The 21,053-nt window shown below is 63.1% G+C and carries 13 protein-coding genes; 9 read left to right on the top strand and 4 right to left on the bottom strand.

Annotated features, from left to right (window positions below):
- Window positions 1–99: 99 nt before the first annotated feature.
- Window positions 100–738 carry a hypothetical protein gene (locus VGO12_RS19780; RefSeq protein ID WP_327514464.1) on the bottom strand — a complete coding sequence of 213 codons (639 nt, stop codon included), beginning with the start codon at window positions 736–738 and terminating at the stop codon, window positions 100–102.
- A 368-nt stretch (window positions 739–1,106) separates the two neighbouring features.
- Here VGO12_RS19780 and VGO12_RS19785 point away from each other — a divergent pair, with 368 nt between their 5' ends.
- From VGO12_RS19785 to VGO12_RS19815, 7 genes are all read left to right on the top strand, one after another.
- Window positions 1,107–2,591, top strand: a complete 1,485-nt coding sequence (locus VGO12_RS19785) for a hypothetical protein (protein WP_327514465.1) — start codon at window positions 1,107–1,109, stop codon at window positions 2,589–2,591.
- Window positions 2,592–2,793: 202 nt separating this feature from the next.
- Window positions 2,794–3,756, top strand: a complete 963-nt coding sequence (gene ytfQ / locus VGO12_RS19790; RefSeq protein ID WP_327514466.1) for a galactofuranose ABC transporter, galactofuranose-binding protein YtfQ — start codon at window positions 2,794–2,796, stop codon at window positions 3,754–3,756.
- Between the two features lie 183 nt (window positions 3,757–3,939).
- Window positions 3,940–5,457: a galactofuranose ABC transporter, ATP-binding protein YtfR gene (gene ytfR, locus VGO12_RS19795; RefSeq protein WP_327514467.1), complete on the top strand. Its 1,518-nt coding sequence runs from the start codon at window positions 3,940–3,942 to the stop codon at window positions 5,455–5,457.
- Window positions 5,454–6,479 (top strand): ABC transporter permease, encoded by a 1,026-nt coding sequence (locus tag VGO12_RS19800; protein ID WP_327514468.1) that lies wholly within the window; start codon window positions 5,454–5,456, stop codon window positions 6,477–6,479. The genes ytfR and VGO12_RS19800 overlap by 4 nt, the downstream gene beginning before the upstream one ends.
- A complete protein-coding gene (gene yjfF, locus VGO12_RS19805; RefSeq protein ID WP_327514469.1) occupies window positions 6,476–7,444 on the top strand; it encodes a galactofuranose ABC transporter, permease protein YjfF in 969 nt (322 codons plus the stop codon). The genes VGO12_RS19800 and yjfF overlap by 4 nt, the downstream gene beginning before the upstream one ends.
- Window positions 7,445–7,463: 19 nt before the next feature.
- Window positions 7,464–8,198 carry a FadR/GntR family transcriptional regulator gene (locus tag VGO12_RS19810; protein WP_327514470.1) on the top strand — a complete coding sequence of 245 codons (735 nt, stop codon included), beginning with the start codon at window positions 7,464–7,466 and terminating at the stop codon, window positions 8,196–8,198.
- A gap of 141 nt (window positions 8,199–8,339) precedes the next feature.
- Window positions 8,340–9,869, top strand: a complete 1,530-nt coding sequence (locus VGO12_RS19815; protein ID WP_327514471.1) for an FAD-dependent monooxygenase — start codon at window positions 8,340–8,342, stop codon at window positions 9,867–9,869.
- Between the two features lie 197 nt (window positions 9,870–10,066).
- On the opposite strand, the gene VGO12_RS19820 is transcribed toward VGO12_RS19815, so the two are convergent.
- From VGO12_RS19820 to katG, 3 genes are all read right to left on the bottom strand, one after another.
- Entirely contained in the window at window positions 10,067–13,255 is a 3,189-nt protein-coding gene (locus VGO12_RS19820; RefSeq protein WP_327514472.1) for a multidrug efflux RND transporter permease subunit, read from the bottom strand.
- Between the two features lie 3 nt (window positions 13,256–13,258).
- Window positions 13,259–14,386, bottom strand: a complete 1,128-nt coding sequence (locus VGO12_RS19825) for an efflux RND transporter periplasmic adaptor subunit (protein ID WP_327514473.1) — start codon at window positions 14,384–14,386, stop codon at window positions 13,259–13,261.
- A gap of 425 nt (window positions 14,387–14,811) precedes the next feature.
- Window positions 14,812–17,019 carry a catalase/peroxidase HPI gene (gene katG / locus VGO12_RS19830; RefSeq protein WP_327514474.1) on the bottom strand — a complete coding sequence of 736 codons (2,208 nt, stop codon included), beginning with the start codon at window positions 17,017–17,019 and terminating at the stop codon, window positions 14,812–14,814.
- 433 nt (window positions 17,020–17,452) lie between these two features.
- On the opposite strand from katG, the gene VGO12_RS19835 reads away from it, so the two are divergent.
- Complete coding sequence (locus VGO12_RS19835; RefSeq protein ID WP_327514475.1) at window positions 17,453–19,747, top strand: hypothetical protein; 2,295 nt, start codon at window positions 17,453–17,455, stop codon at window positions 19,745–19,747.
- A 303-nt stretch (window positions 19,748–20,050) separates the two neighbouring features.
- Complete coding sequence (locus tag VGO12_RS19840; RefSeq protein ID WP_327514476.1) at window positions 20,051–20,938, top strand: AraC family transcriptional regulator; 888 nt, start codon at window positions 20,051–20,053, stop codon at window positions 20,936–20,938.
- The last annotated feature ends 115 nt before the right edge of the window (window positions 20,939–21,053 follow it).

Raw genomic sequence — 21,053 nt, forward strand, 5'->3', positions numbered from 1 at the left:
TTCCCTTGCATCCTTTCAAGCTGGGGATGCGCGACTGCCCCCGCCATCGCGCGGAGTCTTTTCCTTCACAGCGGTCGTGTTGAATGACTCACCGCTCGCCTACGGGCAGCAACCCGCCATTGTGCAGGCGAAGGTGTAGAACCTCTCTTCGACATCCCAAATCCAGCCGATCAGCTCCAACGCAACGCGGATAGAACTAAGAACCCCAGTCTGGGTAAGCAACTCGGCGATTGCGCGCTGTGCCGCTGCATGGGGATCTTCCAGGATGGGTCGTATCACGTCTTGAAACGTTGTGAGATCCATGCCGGCGTCGGCCCCATCGGGCCTCAAATACGGAATCCCCAGATGAGCCAGGATGACCGCCAGGGTGAGCTTGCAAGCGGCCTTGCATAACTTGCAGGGCAATTCCTTCTGCAGATCCGCGGCGGTCTTCCTGAAATATCCGATGGTCAGTCGAAACGCAGCGCCGGCCTTTGACGCCACCCGGAGCTTAAGGCTACGGAATTCACTTTTCGCATGGAGCACGTAGAGCTCGACGCGCCCCTTCAGGCCATCACCAACGAGGTTCCCCGGGTTGTCGAGCGACTCGACTACGCCCCGCAACTTTTCGAGCAGAACGACGACATATCCGTCGTGCTCCGTCACCTCCAGTTCGTTCTCGTAGATATACTCGCCTTCGCCTTCAATCTCGATGATCTCGGCAAGATCTTCGCGCGTTGTTGTCTTGCGTACTTGCATGGAAGCGCCCCCAACTCCCTATCGAAGGATCAACCATCGTAAGGCAGCGAGTGTCTGAGAAACATTCGCCCGATAGTAGTACGGCTCGAACGATTTCACTTGTTTCGTTGGGCCATACGGCAAGAAATCGCCACCACTGCGCGTAAGGTCAGCCTAGACAACCTAGAGATATTAAAGCAACCTCTGATCGACGCTTGATCGCGAGGCAAGGGAGAGGCGCGTGGCCGACCCTCGGCGTTCAAGTGGAAAGGCGGTGGGACACGATGGTGCTGCGGTTCTTCGCATCGGAAACGCCGTCACCTGCGCCCCCTTGATGGTGGAGAGCTCAACGAGAGCTTTTCAACTTTTGCGTTTCTGGAGGGATAGGGATGAGAGTGTTCGTGGGGAAGGGCGAAGTCTATCTGCATGACGTCGCTACTCGGAAGAAGGCGAAGCAGGTCCTCTGGGGGGACTGGTTGGATGTCATCGAGTCGGATGGTGATTGGCACAAAGTCCGTTGGGGGAAAGTCTCTTACTGGATTCCCAAAAAGGACTGCATTGAGGAAGCCCCACTCGACGTCATCATACTTGATGTCGGGCAAGGCGATGGATCCATCGTGACCACGCCGGGAAGACCCGATGAGCGGAGAGTCATCGTGGTGGATGCCGGTAAGGGGGACAACGTCTACCGTTTCATCAAGTGGAGATATGGCAAGTACGCGAAAGACGTGCGCTTCCATGCGGCAGTCGCTACCCACAGCGACCTGGACCACTATCTTGGATTCCAGCGTCTGCTCGACGAACCGAAGCAGCACTTCGAGAGGTTCTATCACAACGGCATCGCCGAGCGGGAGGGGGACGACCTTCTTGGGCCGAGCGATCCATCGGGACGATACCTGACTTCGATCATGGTCACCCACGCCGACATCCAGGCGCTTTACTCCGACCCCGTTGTCAGGGGCAGAAAGACATATCCAAGGCTGATGCATACGGCACTCACCAGCGGAAAGGTCGATCGTGTCGAGATGCTGGCATCGGAGGTGAGCCATGGCATGGCCAATCGGCATTGGATGCCCGGCTTCTCTCCGGCAGAGAACCCGGATTTCACGATCGAAATCCTCGGGCCGCTGATCGAGGCCGGTGACGATGGAAGTCCCCGACTGCGATGGTTCGGGAAGAAAATCGGCTCGACGGACCGTGACGAAGGAAAGACGAAGAACGGCCATTCAGTCATCCTGCGCGTCGCATACCAGGGCTTCACGCTGGTGCTTGGCGGAGATCTGAACAAGCCCGCGGAGGACTTCCTTCTGCGTGCCTACAGCGGAATAGGCGACGGCCAGCCTTTGCGCGATGCGGTCGCGCATGCACAATCTCGCTGGAGATCAGACCTGTTGAAGTGCTGCCATCATGGCGCGGCGGATGTCACCGACGAGTTCTTGGAGGCGGTCAATCCTTCCGCGTTCGCTGTGTCGTCCGGAGACGATGAGAGCTATGTCCATCCTCGCCCCGAACTGCTGGGCAGGCTTGGTCGTTTTGGCCGTGGCGACCAACCATTAATCCTCTGCACCGAGATACTGCGGTCGACCAGAGAGCGAGAGGCGACAAGTCTTTTCAAGACGATCAACCAGCAGAACGCTCTGATCGAAAAGCCGGGAACCAATGACACGGTGATCAAGGCGGCCAAGGCCAAACGGGCCGCCGCGCTGGAGGAAATGGCAAGACGAAACGTGCAGGTGTACGGGGCGATCAACATTCGCACCGACGGCAAAGATCTCGCAATCGCTTTCCTGAAGGAACGTGCCGTGGCGGATCGGTGGCACATTTACTGGTACAGACAGGACGAGCAGAAAGGGTTCATTCCGATCGAGAAGTAAGGGCAAAATCGTGCGACGATGATCCGACTTGGTTCAGAGTTGCCAACGGCACGTCTTGCCACGTTCACGGATCGGCAATCCTGGGAGGCTGCGGGAAATCTGAAACGAGCGAGCAAAGGCTAAAACTGCCCGTTTACAAAAGTAATATTATATGATTTTTTCTCATCGGCTGCGTGGAGGCAGCTTTCTTTGGGAGGAAATCATGAAAATCGCCAAGGCACTTGCGAGTGCAACGATCCTTGCTGCCTGCGCGTTCGGTAGCGCTTCGGCTGCGGAACTCGTTGTCGGCTTTTCGCAGATCGGCTCGGAGTCCGGCTGGCGCGCCGCCGAGACGACGCTGACCAAACAGCAGGCTGAAGAACGCGGCATCGATCTGAAATTCGCCGACGCGCAGCAGAAGCAGGAAAACCAGATCAAGGCGGTCCGCTCCTTCATTGCGCAGGGCGTGAATGCCATTCTGCTTGCTCCTGTCGTCGCCACCGGCTGGGACGAGGTGCTGCAGGAAGCCAAGGATGCGGAGATCCCGGTGATCCTGCTCGACCGTACGGTCGATTCATCCAAGGATCTCTACATGACGGCCGTCACGTCGGATCTGGTGCATGAAGGCAATGTTGCCGGCAAGTGGCTGGTCGATGCGACCGCGGGCAAGCCCTGCAATGTCGTCGAGCTGCAGGGCACAACCGGTTCGTCGCCGGCGATCGACCGCAAGAAGGGCTTCGAACAGGCGCTTTCCGGTCACGACAACCTGAAGATCGTGCGCAGCCAGACCGGCGATTTCACCCGCACCAAGGGCAAGGAAGTGATGGAGAGCTTCCTGAAGGCCGAGGATGGCGGCAAGAACATCTGCGCGCTCTACGCCCATAACGACGACATGGCCGTGGGCGCTATCCAGGCGATCAAGGAGGCCGGCCTGAAGCCGGGCAAGGATATCCTCGTCGTCTCGATCGACGCGGTTCCGGATATTTTCCAGGCGATGGCAGCCGGCGAAGCCAATGCCACCGTCGAGCTGACGCCGAACATGGCCGGCCCCGCCTTCGATGCGCTCGCCGCCTTCCAGAAGGACGGCACGGCACCGCCGAAATGGATCCAGACGGAATCCAAGCTCTACACTCAGGCCGACGACCCGATGAAGGTCTACGAGGCGAAAAAAGGCCTCGGCTACTGAGTGTTTGCCGCCCGCGTCGCGGCGCGTGGGCGGCAACCCGGCCGGAGGCAAGCCTTCTCGCCAGGCGAGACGGGGCTTGGCTTCGGCCGGCTGACGACGGTGGGTTTGGAGCGCACGCCGGCCTGAAGGCAGCCGCCTCTTGCTCATCACGCTCTCGATCGCACCTTGGCGGGAACGGCATCGATGCAGACCAGTGACGACATTCTTTCGGCAGTACGGATCGAGAAGGCATTCCCGGGAACGAAGGCGCTCGACAAGGTCGACTTCCATCTGCGGCGCGGCGAGGTGCATGCCCTGCTCGGCGAAAACGGCGCCGGCAAGTCGACGCTGATCAAGTGCCTGACCGGGGCCTATCGCCGCGACGGCGGCGCCATCATGCTCGACGGTGCGCCGGTTGATCCGCGCGATACGTTTGACGCTCAACGTCTCGGCATCGGCACGGTCTATCAGGAGGTCAATCTCCTGCCGAACCTGAGTGTGGCCGAGAACCTGTTTCTCGGACGCCAGCCGCGTCGCTTCGGCCTCATCGATATGCAGGCGATGAACCGACGGGCGCGCGCGCTGCTGGAAGAGTACGAGCTCGACCTCGATGTCACGCGCGAACTGGCAAGCTACTCGGTGGCAATCCAGCAGGTCGTCGCCATCGCCCGCGCCGTCGACCTCTCAGGCAAGGTGCTCATCCTCGACGAGCCGACCGCAAGCCTCGACGCGCACGAGGTGGCAATGCTTTTTCGTATTGTCAGGCGCCTCAAGGCGCGGGGTCTCGGCATCGTCTTCGTCACCCATTTCCTCGAACAGGTTTTTGAAATTTCCGACCGGATCACCGTGCTCAGGAACGGGCAGCTCGTTGGAACACGCGAGACCGCCGACCTCGACCGACGCACATTGATCGCGATGATGATCGGCCGGGAGCTGGCGGCGGAGATCCACGCCCCACGGACCGAGACCGCGCAAGGGCCCTTGCGCTACCGGTTCCGCAACTACGGGCGCAAGGGCCGCATCGCGCCTTTCGATCTTGATGTGCGCGCCGGCGAGGTGATCGGCATGGCCGGTCTGCTCGGCTCCGGCCGCACGGAAACCGCCGAACTTCTCTTCGGCGCCTACCGCGCCGATAGCGGTACGGCCGAAGTCGACGGCCATCCGGCCGCCCTTTCGTCGCCGCGCGCGGCCGTTCATCACAAGTTCGGCTTCTGCCCGGAGGATCGCAAGGTCTCAGGCATCGTCGGCGACCTGTCCGTGCGCGAAAACATCGTGCTTGCCCTGCAGGCGCGCCGCGGCTGGACGCGGCCGCTCTCAAGGACCGAGCAGAACCGTCTGGCCGACCACTATATCCGCGCGCTCGACATCCGCACCGCCGATCGCGAAAAGCCCGTGAGGCTGCTGTCGGGCGGCAACCAGCAGAAGGTCATCCTTGCCCGCTGGCTTGCCACCGCACCGGAATTCCTGATCCTCGACGAGCCGACGCGCGGCATCGATGTCGGTGCGCATGCCGAGATCGTCAAACTGATCGAAGCGCTGCGCGGGCAGGGGATGTCGCTGATCGTCGTCTCCTCGGAAATCGAGGAGCTCGTCGCCTATAGCACCCGGGTCGTCGTGCTTCGCGACCGCGCCCATGTCGCAGCACTCGACGGAGACCGCATCACCGCCCATCAGATCGTCGAAGCGATCGCCGCCACCCATGACGAAAGGAGGGGAGCGTGACGTCGTTCATCCGGCTCCATCTCAGCCGCCTGCTGCCGCAACTGATCGCGCTCGGTATCATCATTGTCGCGGTGACCTTGGTGTTTCCGGGTTTCCTCAACCTGGAGATCCAGAATGGCCGCCTTTACGGCAGCCTGATCGACATTCTCAACCGCGGCGCACCGGTCGTGCTACTGGCGATCGGCATGACGGTCGTCATCGCCACAAGGGGGATCGACCTCTCGGTCGGCGCCGTCATGGCGATCTGTGGCGCGACGGCCGCGGCACTGATCACGTCGGGGCATTCGCTGGCCGCCACCCTCCTGATCACGCTCGCCGTCGGCATGCTCTGCGGTCTCTGGAACGGAGTGCTGGTCGCGGTGCTGGATATCCAGCCGATCATCGCGACACTGGTGCTGATGGTCGCCGGCCGCGGCATCGCCCAACTGGTCACCGAAGGCGCGATCCTGACCTTCAATGATCCGGGCCTGATCTTCATCGGCAGCGGTTCCTTCGCCGGCCTGCCGATGCCGGTGGTGATCTGGCTGGTCTTCGGCGTGCTGGTCGCCGTGCTCGTGCGGCGCACCGCCCTCGGCATGCTGATCGAAGCGGTTGGGGTCAATCGCCAGGCCGCCACGCTTTCCGGCGTGCTGACCCCGGTTCTTTTGGTCGCCGCCTATGTTCTTTCCGGCCTCTGCGCCGCGATTGCTGGCATCATTGCGGCGGCCGACATCCGCGGTGCGGATGCCAACAATGCCGGCCTCTGGCTGGAACTCGATGCCATTCTGGCCGTGGTGGTCGGTGGCACCTCGCTTCTCGGCGGCCGCTTCAGCATTGCCGGCTCGGTGCTCGGCGCGCTCATCATCCAGGCGATCAACACCGGCATTCTTCTTTCGGGCTTCCCGCCCGAATTCAACCTGATCATCAAGGCGGCGATCATCGTCATCATCCTGGTGCTGCAATCGCCGCGGTTTCGCTCGGCCTTCGCCTTTCTGGCCGCCGTGCGCGGCGCCAACAAACCGTCAGAGCGAGCGGTGAAATGAAGCAGAAATACCTTCCGCTGACCGCGACCATTGTGATCTTCCTTTTCGGCTACGCGCTCTGCATCGCCCAGTATCCCAACATGCTCTCCACCCGGGTGATCGGCAACCTTCTGACCGACAACGCCTTTCTCGGCATTGCCGCCGTCGGCATGACCTTTGTCATCCTGTCGGGCGGCATCGACCTCTCGATCGGTTCGGTCATCGCCTTTACCGGCGTTTTCCTCGCGGTCGTGCTGGAGCACACCGGGCTGCATCCGCTCGTCGCCTTTGCGATGGCTCTCGCCATCGCGACGCTGTTCGGGGCGGCGATGGGGGCAATCATTCACTACCTGGAAATGCCGGCCTTCATCGTCACGCTTGCCGGCATGTTTCTCGCGCGCGGAATGGCTTTCGTGCTGTCGGTCGACAGCATCCCGATCCGGCATCCGTTTTACGCCACGCTCAAGGGGCTCTATTTCAAGCTGCCGGGTGGCGGGCGCATCACGCTGATCGGCGGCCTGATGCTCTTCATCTTTGCGCTCGGTATCCTGGTCGCCCACCGAACGCGTTTCGGAACCAATGTCTATGCGCTCGGCGGCGGGACCGCGACGGCGCGGCTGATGGGCGTTCCCGTCGCCGCAACGACGATCAGGATCTACGCCCTTTCAGGGCTGCTCGCCGGCCTCTCGGGCATCGTCTTCTCGCTCTATACCTCGGCCGGCTATTCGCTCGCTGCCGTCGGTGTCGAACTCGATGCGATCACGGCGGTGGTGATCGGCGGCACGCTTTTGACCGGCGGCGCCGGCTTCGTCGCCGGAACGCTCTTCGGCATCTTCATCCAGGGCCTGATCCAGACCTACATCACCTTCGACGGTTCACTGTCGAGCTGGTGGACGAAGATCCTGATCGGCCTTTTGCTTTTCGCCTTCATCCTCCTGCAGAAAGGCATCATTTCCGTCTCGCGCCATCGCCAGCAGCGCGCGTGACGGATCGGCGGAGCGGGCGATGTGGCCATCCCTCCAGCAGCCGCGCAAGCGAACGAGCCACAGGCTCGTGGTCGAGGAACTGGGGCAGGCGGTCGTTGCGGGCGAGTTTGCGGTCGGCGATACGCTTCCGGGCGACGCCGAGCTTGCGGCGCGCTTCAACGTCTCCCGCACGGTTCTGCGCGAAGCGATGAAGACGCTCGCCGCCAAGGGGCTCGTCGTAGCCCGCGCCCGCATCGGCACCCGCGTGCTGCCGCAGGCAAACTGGAACCTTTTCGATGGCGACGTGCTCGCCTGGCATTTCCGGGCAGGGGTCGACGAGAACTTCCTGCGCCATGTGAGCGAGGTGCGGCTGGCGCTTGAACCCTATGCAGCCGGCCTTGCGGCACGACGCGCAAGCGACGCCGATATCGCCCACATGATGCGGCTTGCAGTCGCCATGGGCGACGCCGGCCACAGCGCCCAATCGCTCGCGCTTGCCGATCTCGAGTTCCATCTCGGCCTGCTCAAGGCGTCGCTCAATCCGTTCATGCAGACCGTGGGCAGCCTGATCGAGGCAGCGTTGATGGGTGTCTTCCGCCTCAGCAACGCGGCGGCCGACGGCGCCGAGATCGACCGCGTTGCCGTCGCCCATATCCGCATCGTCGAGCAGATCCGGCTGCGAAACGAGGAGGGCGCACGGCGCGCGATGGAACATGTGATCCGGGTGGGGCAGGAACGATTGCTCACCAGACTGAGGACGCGCGGCAGGTCCTGAGACGGAGCCATGGGTCTCGCATCAGCCTCTTTTGCGCGACAGTCCTCGTCGGCATTGGCTTTGGCTGTCGCATGCGCGTAGGCTGCGGTTGCCAGCGATGGAGAGTGAAACCCGCTGGCTCGAAGGCACCGGAGAGCGGGCGTGGCGGGAGAGGATGTCCTTATTGTCGGCGCGGGACCGACCGGGCTGGTGCTTGCCCTCTGGCTCACGGTCCAGGGCGTGAAGGTTCGCGTCGTCGACCAGAACACCGGCCCCGGCCCGACGTCGCGGGCGATGGTCGTGCATGCGAGGACGCTCGAGCTTTACCGCCAGCTCGATCTGGCCGAGGCCGTGATCGACGCCGGTTACCGCAACCCCTCGGTCAATCTTTGGGCGAAGGGCAGAGCGAGGGCACGGATATCCTTCAGCCCGACCGGCACGAAACTGACGCCCTATCCATTCGTTCTCGTCTATCCGCAGGATCACCACGAACGGCTGCTTGCGGCGCGCCTTGAGGCCTTGGGCGTGCGGGTCGAACGGCAGACCGAACTTGTCGACTTTGAGCAAGACGAAAATGGCGTGCGCGCCCGTCTCCTGTTGCCGGACGGCCGTGAGGAGATTTGCGCGACGCGGTATCTGGCCGGATGCGACGGCGCGCGCTCGGCCGTTCGGCACAAGCTGGCGATCGGTTTTACCGGCGGCACCTACAATCAGACCTTCTACGTCGCCGACGTTGACGTAAGTGGTGCCACCGCCAATGGTGAAGCCCATATTTCACTTGAAAACGGCGATTTCGTCGCGTTGCTTGCCTATGCCGAAGGGCGTGGCCGTCTGATAGGGCTCGTCCGCGACGAGCGGGAGGGTGCAGGTGGGCTCACCTTTGACGATGTGAGCCATCGGGCCATCGACGGCCTGCGACTGACCGTCGACAAGGTGAACTGGTTTTCCACCTACCGCGTCCACCATCGCGTCGCCGACAGCTTCCGCCAAGGAAAAGTCTTTCTCGTCGGTGACGCCGCCCATGTGCACAGCCCTGTCGGCGGCCAGGGCATGAACACCGGAATCGGCGACGCCATCAATCTTGCCTGGAAGCTTGCGTCAGTGCTGAAGCGAGAAGCGCCGGATACGTTGCTCGACAGTTACGAAAGCGAACGGATCGGGTTTGCCCGTCAGCTCGTGGAGACCACCGACCGCCTGTTCACCTTTGTCACGGCTGAGGGCAACGTCGCCGATTTCCTGCGCGTCCACATCGCCCCGGCCCTGGCCGGCATCGCCTACCGCGTCGGTGGGATCAGGGAGTTCCTGTTCCGCATCCTGTCGCAAACGCAGCTCAACTATCGCGGCGGCCCCTTGAGCCGTGTTGCGCGCGGTCGGGTGCAGGGCGGCGACCGCCTGCCATGGGTATGCACAAACGGCCTCGACAATCACGCATCGCTCTCCGCCATCGCCTGGCAGGTGCATGTCTACGGCGAGGCGCGCAACGGCATCGCAGCGTGGTGTGCGGCCAAACACGTGCCGCTTCACCTCTTCCCATGGAGTTCACAGCACGCCGAGGCCGGCCTCGTGCGCGACGCCGTCTATTTGCTGCGCCCGGATACCTATGTGGCACTCATTGCGGATCCTGCGATGCCGGAGGCGCTGGAGAGCTACTTTGCAGAGCGCGGCATCCGTCTCTCTGCTACTCGGGTCTGACCTTCCAAGAGCGGCCGTCCGCGGCGCCGGTGTTTGCGCAACGAAACGAGAGCGAAACCTGGCTTTCCTTGATCGTCACCAACGGATGAACGGAAAGTCTGCAATGCAGACCGAAGATCAAACGCGCCCGTGTGGGCGCGCCTGATCCAGTGCATGTTTTCGTCCTTTAGTCGCGGCCGATCAAGGACAGGTCGCCGTCAGTGACCGGCCGGCGTCTCGGTCTTGCCTTCCGGCTGGTCGCCTTCCACCGCTGGGTGCCGGGAGATGCCGAGGACCTTGTGGCCGCGCTCGCGCAGCCACTGGAAGGCGACGTAGAGCGCCGGGATGACGAAGATGCCGACGACCGCGGCGGCAAGCATGCCGCCGGCGACGCCGGTGCCGACCGCGCGCCGGCTGAGTTCTCCCGCCCCGTTGGCAATCACCAGCGGCACGAGGCCGAGGATGAAGGCGAAGCTCGTCATCATGACGGCGCGGAATCGGGCGCGAGCGCCCTCGATCGCCGCATCGACGATGCTGGCCCCGGCCTCCCGGTGTGCCTTGGCGAACTCGACGATCAGGATGGCGTTCTTCGACGCGAGCGCGATCAGCACGACGAGACCGATCTGGGCGTAGATATCGAAGGAAAGCCCGGCGATGAGCACCGACAGAAGCGCGCCCGAGACGCCGAAGGCGACCGAAAGCAGCACCGGCACGGGGATGGTCCAGCTTTCGTAGAGCGCCACCAGGAAGAGGTAGGCAAAGAGCACCGCCATCGCCAGGATCGCCGTCGTCTTGCCGGCCGCCTCCAGTTCCTGCAGCGCCGTTCCGGTCCATTCGTAGCTGTAGCCGGGCGGCAGGGTGGAAGCCGAAAGCGCCTCCATCGCCGCGAGCGCCTCGCCGGAGGAATGCCCGGCGGAAGGCTGGCCGTTCAGCGTGATCGAGCGATAGTTGTTGTAGCGCACGATCGACTGCGGCCCGACGATGTAGTCGACCTTGGCGACTGAGGCGACCGGCACCATGTCGCCGTTGACGTTGCGCACGTGCAGGCGCTGGATGTCGTCAACGGCGTTCCGGTCCGCCTGTGCCGCCTGCATCGTCACCTTCCAGGTGCGGCCGAAGAGGTTGAAGTCGTTGACGTAGTAGCTTCCGAGCGTGCCCTGCAGCGTGGTGAAGAGATCGCTCACCGAGACGCCAAGCGATTGCAGCCGGTCGCGATCGATGTCGAGATAGAGCTGCGGCGAGCTTGCCGAATAGGTGGTGAAGGTCGGCCCGAGCGCCGGGTTCTGGTTGGCGGCGATGATCAGACCGCCGGCGGTCGCCGCGAGATCTGCGACCGAGCGGCCCTGCAGGTCGAGCAACTGGTACTCGAAGCCCGAGCCTGTGCCCAAGCCCATGATCGGCGGCAGGTTGAATGCGAAGATCTGCGCGCCTCTGATCGCCTGCGCCTTGCCCATGGTCGTGCGGATCGCCGCTTCGACGCCTGCAGACGGGCTCAGACGTTCTGCGAATGGCTTCATCGTGACGATCGCGAAGGCCGAGTTGGACTTGGAAAGACCGTCGAGGAACGAGTAGCCGGTGACGGTGATGACGTTGGCAACGCCTTCGATGCCGCCAAGCATCGTCTCGACCTGTTTCACGACCTCATCGGTCCGGTTGTAGGATGCACCTTCCGGCAGGCGAATTTCGGTAAAGAAGGCGCCCTGGTCTTCCGCCGGCAGGAAGCCGGTCGGGACGACCTTGAAAAGGAAACCGGTCGCGACAAAGGCGAGCGCCAGCAGCACGAGGCCGATAATCGCGCGCCGCGCGATGTGCCCGGCGACAAAGGCATAACCGTCGCGCCCCTTGTCGATGGTGCGCGAGATATAGCCGAGGATGCCGCGCTTGGGCCCGTGATGCGGCTTCAGAAGCACGCCGCAGAGGGCAGGGCTCAGCGTCAGCGCATTGATGGCCGAGATCACCATCGACACCGAGACGGCGACGGCGAACTGCTGGAACAACTGGCCGCTGAGGCCCGGGATGAAGGCGACCGGCACGAAGACCGAAAGCAGCACCAGCGTGATGGCGACGATGGCGCCGGTGATTTCGCCCATGGCGCGCCGGGCAGCCTCCGCCGCCGACAGGCCCGGATTTTCCTCCATCACCCGCTCGACGTTCTCGACCACGACGATCGCATCGTCGACGACGATGCCGATGGCCAGAACCATGGCGAGCAGCGACACGGTGTTGAGCGAAAAACCCATCGCGAGCAGGACGGCGAATGTGCCGATCAGTGCCACTGGAACGGCGACGAGCGGGATCAGCGTCGCGCGCCAGTTTCCGAGGAACAGGAAGACGACGAGGATGACGAGGACGAAGGCCTCCAGCAACGTTTCCTCGACGTTGTCGACGCTGGCCTTGACGAATTGCGAGGTGTCGTAGGAAATCGCGTAGGTGACCCCCGGCGGGAAGGATTTCGACAGCCTCTCCATCGCCTGCTGGACGCCTTCGGCAGCGGCCAGCGCATTGGCGCCGGGTGCCTGATAGGTGCCGATCATGGCGACCGGCTTGCCGTTGAAGCGGGCGCTGGAATCCGAGCTGGAGGCGCCGAGATCGACCCGCGCGACGTCGCGGATACGCACATAGGAGCCGTCTGGCTTTGCGCGCAGCACCACGTCCTCGAACTGCTTGGGATCGGTCAGGCGCCCTTGCGTCTGCAGGTTCAGCTGGAACAGCGGGTCGTCGGTCATCGGCTGGGCGCCGATGCGGCCGATGGCGGCCTGGACGTTCTGGGCCTTCAGCGCGTTGATCACATCGGTCGGCGTCAGGTCGAGGCTGGTCATGCGGTCGACGTCAAGCACGACGCGCATGGCGTAGTCCTGGGCGCCGAACAGCTGGGCGTCGCCGACGCCGGGCACGCGTTTGACCGTGTCGAGCACGTTGATGGTGGCGTAGTTCGACAGAAACAGGTTGTCGAAATTCTGCTTCTCGTCAGCGCCATAGATGGTGATCACCTGCATCAGCGCAGACGACTTCTTGCGCACGCTGACGCCGCTCTGCTTGACCTCGGACGGCAGGCCGGCTTCGGCAAGCGACACGCGGTTCTGCACGTTGACGGTCGCGATGTCAGGGTCGGTGCCGACAGCGAAGGTGACGGTGAGCGAGTAGGAGCCGTCGGCGCCGCTGGTCGATTTCATGTAGAGCATGTCGTCGACGCCGACGACCTTGCTCTCGATCGGCTGGGCGACGGTGGTTTCGACCACGTCGGCGCCGGCACCTGGATAACTTGCGGTAACGCTGACCTGCGGCGGCACGATGTCGGGAAACTGCGCGACCGGCAGGCGGGTGAGCGCCAGAAGGCCCGCCAGCGTCAGCACGATGGAAATAACCGTGGCGAAGCGCGGGCGATCGATGAAGATCTCTGAAATCATCGGTCAGCCACCTGCAGCCGTTGCGGCATCGACGGTGATGCCGGGCCGCACCTTGCCGGCGCCTTCGGTAATCACGTTCTCGCCTTCCTTGAGGCCCTTGCTGATGACCGCCTGGCCGCGGGTGTTGCGCGCCACATCGACGCGGCGAAGCTCGACCTTGGAGCTCGCGTCGACCACCAGGACGAACGCGCCCTGCTGGTCTCGCTGGATCGCCTGCTGCGGCACGGCCAGAACGTCCTGCTTGTCAGACTGCTCGAGGATGACGCGCACCAACGCGCCATCAAGCAGGATGCTGTCCGGGTTGGGGAATTCGGCGCGCACAATCACCGTGTCGGTGCCTTGCTGGACGTTGCTGGCGATGAAGTTGATCGTGCCCTTCTGCTTGTATTCCGTTCCGTTCGGCAGGCTGAGCCCGACATTGGCGCCGCCGCTGATCTCGCCCTTCAGCACCCGCTCGCGGTAGGTGAGGTAGAGTGCTGTGGCGACTGGAAACTGGACATAGATCGGGTCGAGCCGGGTCAGCGTCACCAGCGGGCCGCTGTCGGGGCCGACAAGGGCGCCGACATCGGCGGCGGTCAGGCCGACGATCCCGTCGAAGGGTGCCACGATCTTGGTGTAGGAGAGATTGAGGTCGGCGCTGTCCTTGCTGCCCTTGAGCCGCGTGAGGTCGCCGTCGGCCTTCTGGACCTCGGCGTTGGCCTGGTCCACCTTGGCCTGGGAAATGGTCTTGGTGGTCAAGAGTTGATCGGCACGATCGCGCTCGAGGACCGCAAGTTGCTTGGCGGCCTCGGCGGCTTCGATCTGACCCTGGATTTCCTGCACCGCGGCGCGGTAGGCGCCGTCTTCGACCTGGTAGAGCTCCGTACCTGCGGTGACCTTCTGACCCTCCTTGAAGTTCACCGCCTCGAGGAAGCCGGAGACTCGAGCGCGGATATCGACTTTCTGGATCGCGGTCACCTTGCCCGTCAGGTCAACGCTTTCGCGCAGGTCCATGATCGTGGCTGGCGCAACGACAACGGCGGGGGCCTGCTGGGCCGGAGCCTGCTGGGCGAAGGCCATCTGTGCGGTGAGGCTGGCTGCGAGAAGAAGCGTCGATGATAGTGAAGCGGTGAGGATTCTCGGATGAGGCATGCACCGTTCCCCCTGAACGAAACAGCTTGAGATGGCTTCAGTCCGCCCGGACGGGCGTCCTCATGGTGATGAAATCAGAACACGTTCTCCGCAGCAAGTCACGCAACCAAAGATTGATAAGAAGTCCTGTTTGTAAACGGGATGAAATATGCCGGTAAGCGGTGCATCGAGGCGGAACTTGTCACAAAAGCAATAGTTTGTGCAGTCCCTCAGAAGGGCGACGCCGGACGCGAACGCGCGGCAATTTCGCCGCAAGGCTGCGTGTGGTTCAGAAAGGAAAATCGTTTAACGTGTGGGGTATTCCCTGATGCTGTGCTGTCGAAAACGCAACCTCAGGTAAAGGTTTTTGGCAACGGTGCGTCAAAGAAAGCAGGTCCCGGCTTGCGCCGGGACCTGTCGTGGATGTCGATGGACCGCGTCGCTTCTCAGACGAGATCGAAGCGGTCGGCGTTCATCACCTTGTTCCAGGCGGCGACGAAGTCGCGGACGAATTTCGCCTTGGAATCCGACTGTGCGTAAACCTCGGCGATGGCGCGCAGCTGCGAGTTCGAGCCGAAGACGAGGTCGACGCGGGTCGCTGTCGCCTTGCCTTCGCCGGTCTTGCGGTCGGTGCCACTGAAGACGTCCTTCGCTTCGGAGGCAGCCTTCCACGCCGTTCCCATGTCGAGCAGCTTGACGAAGAAGTCGTTGCTGAGAACCTCGGGACGATCGGTGAAGACGCCGTGGCTGGACGCGCCGTAATTGGCACCGAGCACGCGCAGGCCACCGACGAGAACGGTCATTTCCGGTGCCGTCAGCGTCAGGAGCTGCGCCTTGTCGATCAACAGTTCTTCCGGAGAAACCGCATACTGGCTGCGCTGGTAGTTGCGGAAGCCGTCGGCGATCGGCTCGAGAACGGCAAAGGCCTCGACATCCGTCTGTTCCTGCGTGGCGTCCGCGCGCCCGGGGGCGAACGGAACCTCGACCTCGTGGCCGGCCGCCCTGGCGGCCTTTTCGATCGCGGCAGCACCGCCGAGCACGATCAGGTCGGCAAGCGACACCTTCTTGCCGCCGGCCTGGGCGCCGTTGAAGGCCTGCTGGATGCCTTCGAGCGTTTCCAGGACCTTGGCGAGTTCGGCCGGCTGGTTGACATCCCAATCCTTCTGCGGGGCGAGGCGGATGCGTGCGCCGTTGGCGCCGCCGCGCTTGTCGGAACCGCGGAAGGTGGAAGCGGATGCCCAGGCGGTCGAGACGAGCTGCGGGACGGAAAGACCCGAGGCAAGGATCTTCGCCTTGAGGCCGGCGATATCAGCGGCGTCGACCAGCGGGTGATCGACGGCCGGAACCGGGTCCTGCCAGATCAGTTCTTCGGAAGGGACTTCCGGGCCGAGATAGCGGGCGCGCGGACCCATGTCGCGGTGGGTCAGCTTGTACCAGGCGCGAGCAAAGGCGTCGGCAAAGGCGTCCGGGTCCTCGTAGAAATGCCGCGCGATCTTTTCATAGGCGGGGTCGACACGCAGCGCGAGGTCGGTTGTCAGCATCGACGGCGCGTGGCGCTTGGACTTGTCGTGCGCGTCCGGCACGGTGCCGGCACCCATGCCGTGCTTGGGCGTCCACTGATGGGCGCCCGCCGGGCTCTTCGTCAGTTCCCATTCATAGCCGAAGAGGTTCCAGAAGAAGTTGTTGCTCCACTTCGTGGGCGTCGTCGTCCAGGTGACTTCGAGCCCGCTGCTGATGGTGTCGCCACCGCGACCGCTGCCGTAGCTGCTCGCCCAGCCGAGACCCTGTTCCTCGATGCCTGCCGCTTCCGGCTCGCGGCCGACATTGGAGGCATCGCCAGCGCCATGGGTTTTGCCGAAGGTGTGGCCGCCGGCGATCAGCGCCACGGTTTCCTCGTCGTTCATGGCCATGCGCGCGAAGGTTTCGCGGATGTCGCGGGCGGCTGCGAGCGGATCCGGATTGCCGTTCGGACCTTCGGGGTTGACGTAGATCAGGCCCATCTGCACGGCGGCGAGCGGGTTTTCAAGGTCACGGTCGCCGGAATAGCGCTTGTCGTCGAGCCAGGTCTTTTCGGTACCCCAGTAGATGTCTTCCTCGGGCTCCCAGACGTCAGGACGGCCACCGGCAAAGCCGAAGGTCTTGAAGCCCATCGATTCGAGGGCGACGTTGCCGGTGAGGATCATCAGGTCGGCCCAGGAAATGCTGTTGCCGTATTTCTGCTTGATCGGCCACAGCAGCCGGCGCGCCTTGTCGAGATTGACGTTGTCCGGCCAGCTGTTGAGCGGCGCGAAGCGCTGCTGCCCGGCGCCCGCGCCGCCGCGGCCGTCGCCGGTGCGGTAGGTGCCGGCGCTATGCCAGGCCATGCGGATGAAGAGAGGGCCATAATGGCCGAAGTCGGCCGGCCACCAGTCCTGCGTGTCGGTCATCAGCGCCTTCAGATCGTTCTTTAGCGCCTGCAGGTCGAGCTTCTTGAATTCCTCGGCATAGTTGAATGCCGTGCCCATCGGATCGGAGAGGGAGGAGTTCTGATGCAGGATCTTCAGGTTGAGCTGGTTCGGCCACCAGTCGCTGTTCGAGGTGCCCACCGATTGAGCACTCGTCTGGGCTCCGTGCATGACGGGACATTTGCCCGTTTTCTCGGCTTTCGCGTCCATTTTTATCTCCCTTTGGATGATGTGAATTGCGTGGTCAGAGGAAAAACAGACGATGCGGCCCGGCGTTTTGCCTGGTCCGGGGCGCGGCATTCATTGTGCCGTCGGTGGTTGTCGGTCCGCGATGCGGTCTCGCCACTGGCTGCATCTCCCTCGTTGCGGGGCGAAGTCTATCAAAGTGGTTTCATTAATTTAAGTTGGATTTCCTGATGGTGGCGATAACGTAATCCTATTGCTAATGTTTGTCGGCGATGCCTTTGGTTGGATGCTGGCAGCCGTTCATGCAGCTTTGATGACGCGTCACCCGAGCTGCGGTCTGCAGCCAAGGGCAGATATTGGTGCACAGAACTCCCGTGAAACTTGCGAAGTTCGACAAGGCTCGATAGTCACACGCCGGAATCTCTTTCCATTTTCGAGTTGTGAAAGGACACAAATCGTGGCGCAGACAGAAACGGCACCCCGCAGCGGTGGTCGCAAGGCTCTTTGGGCGGCCGTGGCCGTGATCGCGATCGCGGCGACGGGCGTCATCGGCGGCAAGTTCATGCTGGAAAAGGCGGTCGGCACCTTCATCGCCGAGCGTGGCGGCAAGGCGGGCTCGGTCGAGGCCGATTTCCTCGGCCGCATCCACCTGCGCGACGTGACCTTGCCCTTCGGCGACGGTGCCAGCGCACGCATCGCCGCGATCGATGGGCGTCCGAAGATTTTTTCGCTGAGCGGCAAGCTCGACGTCAAGGGGCTGGAGCTCGACCTGAAGGCGGCCAAGCTCTCGATGCCTGAGGCAACGATCGAGGACCCCGACTTCTTTTCGGCCGGGAACCTGCCCGCAAGCGGAGACAAGGCGGATCTCCTGAAGCGGATCGAGAAGTTCGCGGCAAGGCGGGTGTCCGCGCCGGAGGTCAGCGTGACGCAAAACGTCGCGAACTCCGAGCAGAAGACGGTCTACAAGGACGTGGCGCTCGAGGATATCGCCGGCGGCCGCATCGCGCGCTACTCGGCAAGCGGCGCCACATTCGCGTTCGCCATGGATGTTCCTGACGGTGAAGGGGCGACGAAGCGGGAAAAGCTGGACGGCACCATGGGCGCCGTCGCCGGCGAGAGCTTCGACGTGGCCTACATGGCCCGCATTTATACCGAAAAGGCTGGACCAGACGACAAGCAGCCAAAGCCGCTTTACGGTCCGATTTCGGTGAAAAACCTGGCCTTCTCCGACAGCAAGTCGCGCTTCGGCTATGATGAAGTGCGCAGCAGTGGCCTCAGTGTCCGCATGCCGGCCGAGCCGCTTCTTGAAACGCTCGAAAAACTTCAGTCGGTCACCGATCCCGAGGTTCTGCCACCGGCCGAGCGCCAGGCATTCTTCAAGCGCATCCTTTCGCTCGCCGATATGCTCGGCAAGGGCGACATGGAACTGCTCGGCCTGAAGATGGAAGTGCCGGAGCAGGACAGCGCCGAGGGCAAGCTTGTGAAGCTCGCCGTCGACAAGATGGCGTTCCAGCTCGACGCCCGCAGCTTCGACGGCACAATGAACGGTGTCACCGCGGGCGAGGGGACCGACTACTTCAAATTTGCCGAAGCCAGCATCAAGGGTTTCTCCTGGGCTCCGACCATGGAGGCGCTGACGAAGCTCGCGGGCCTGAAGGAGGAAGAATTCGAAACCTTCCCCTACACGACGCTGATGCCGGAATTCGGCACGATCCGGATCGCGGGCCTCGACGTGGACATGCCCGGCAGCGACCCGGCAGCCGTGACGGACAGCGAACCCGTCGAAGACGAGAGCGCGACCGAAACCGAGGTCGATCCGTCGGTCAGCGCCGAACAGACGCCGGAAGCCGAACAGGTGCTGCCGGATGAAAAGACAGACGGCGAAGCCGCCAGCGATGCGGCGGTCCCCGGCGATGCGACAGCAGAGCCGATGGCCGAGGCGCCTGCAGAGCCGTCGGCGGATGGAGCAACCGACGGCGACGCCGCCAGCGGCGCGGAGATCGCCGGTGAAGTGCCGGAAGACCCGATGGCCGAGGCGCCCGTGGATCAGTCGGCAGTGCCGTCCGTTCCGGAACGCGTTCGTTTCTCGCTCGACACCTATGAAATCGCGCTGACGAAGCCACGCAACGGCATTCCGACGGATGTCCGCGTCAGCTACCGCGACCTCAGCGTTCCGATCCCTGCGGACACGCAGGAAGAGGGCTTCAAGACGCTGCGCAAGATTGGTCTCGACAAGCTGGTCTTCTCCTCCAATGTCGAGCTTTCATGGGATGAGCCCAACGAGAACCTTGTGATCAAGGAGATCTCGCTTGAGGGCAAGGACATGGGCAGCTTCTCCTTTGCGGGTCTGATGGGCGGCGTCTCGAAGGACTTTTTCTCCGGCGATCTCAACGCTGCGCAGATCGGGCTCTTCGGCTTGACTGCGCGGGAGGCGAAACTCACGCTGGAAGACAAGGGCATTCTTGCCAAGGGCATCAAGCTCTACGCCGAGGAAAACCACATGACCGAGGACAGCGTCCGCGGCCTGCTGGTGTTGATGACGAGCGCCGGCGTGCAGCATTTTGCCGCGACGCAGCCGAAGCTGCAGGACGTCGCAACGGCGTTTACCCAGTTCATCAGCAAGCCCGGGACCTTCACGTTGACGGTCAAGGCCAAGGACGAGGCCGGCGTCGGCGCGCTCGAACTGATCGGCGCCGCCGAAAACCCGGCGCTCCTGCTCGACAAAGTCGACCTCGAAGCAAAGGCTCAGTAACGACGGGCGGCGGATCTGACGGATGTCGGGTCCGCCACCGGCAAGCGCGCCGAAGTCCGGACGCGCCCGGCAAGGGATGCCCGGTGGTCGGCAAGACGTTGCGGTTGGCGATCGCTGCCGCAAGGTCTGCGCCGTTTGCGGCCAAATGTGAGCAATCGATACAAGAAATCGCAGGCGGATTTGCGCATGTTGCCTGCGCAATGGCCGATGATCGCTTCCCGCGAGCTCTTGGCCTGCGCCGAACGACGTGACTGACCGCGTCAAGCGAAACTCCATCGCCCGGAGGCGAGGGTCGATAAGACAATGACAGACGCAAACGCTGTTGGAGCCTGTTTCGGTGAGGCGAATGCACCGGTGCTCCTGGTCCGCCCCGTCCGCGATGCCCGCTTTGCGGTGACACGCCTGAGATGCCGTCTGGACGGAGAGTTGAGCCGCCGCGTCTGCCTGCCGGCCGACGACGCCTATTTTCTGATGTTCTACGTCAAGGACGCGATGCATTGCGATGTCACGCGGGATGGAAGCGACGACGCCATCCAGCGTTACAGGCAGGGTTCGATCTGCCTTGTCGATCTGGCACAGGGCGCCACCGTGCGGCTGGTCAGCGATCTGGATGCCCTGGCATTCCACCTGCCGCGGACGCTGTTTCGCGAGGTCTCCGAGTTTTCGCACGCTCCGAGCATGACAGGTCTTCGCTGCCTTCGCGGCGAGACCGACGACGTGATGCTGAACCTTGCCCTGGCGCTGGAGCCGCTGTTCGGCGAGGATGGTGCCGACCCGAGCCCGGTTCTCCAGCACATCGCCGTCGCCATCTGTGCGCATCTCCTGCACTCCTATCCGGAGCGGGCCGTGTCCGGCAACGCCGCGCTTTCGGTCTGGCAGGAGAAAGCCGCCAAGGATTTCATGATCGACCATTGGTCCGACGATTTTTCTCTCGCCGGTGCCGCTGCGGCGACGCGCCTGTCGGAGGATGACCTTGTCGCTCGCTTCCTGGCGGCCACAGGCCAGACGCCGCAGCAATGGCTGCTGCGCTACAGGATCGGACGGGCGAAACACGCTCTGGCGGAAGACGCCGGCCCGCTGGCCGCGATCGCTGCCCGTTGCGGTTTTGCCGACGAGGCGGATTTTATCGACGCCTTTCGCACGGTGACGGGCGTATCGCCTGCAATCTGGCGCGCCCGATGGCGGCACTGATGGATGTTGGCATCATACGAAAAGCGGTGTCGGCGTGCGTGCAGTTTGCCGCTATAGTGCACCCGCCAGTCCGTCGCTCGACCCGTCGCGGCGTCGCAATGGTCCGTCGATCTGG

The organism is Ensifer sp. (genome assembly GCF_035999135.1).
Classification (GTDB): domain Bacteria; phylum Pseudomonadota; class Alphaproteobacteria; order Rhizobiales; family Rhizobiaceae; genus Ensifer.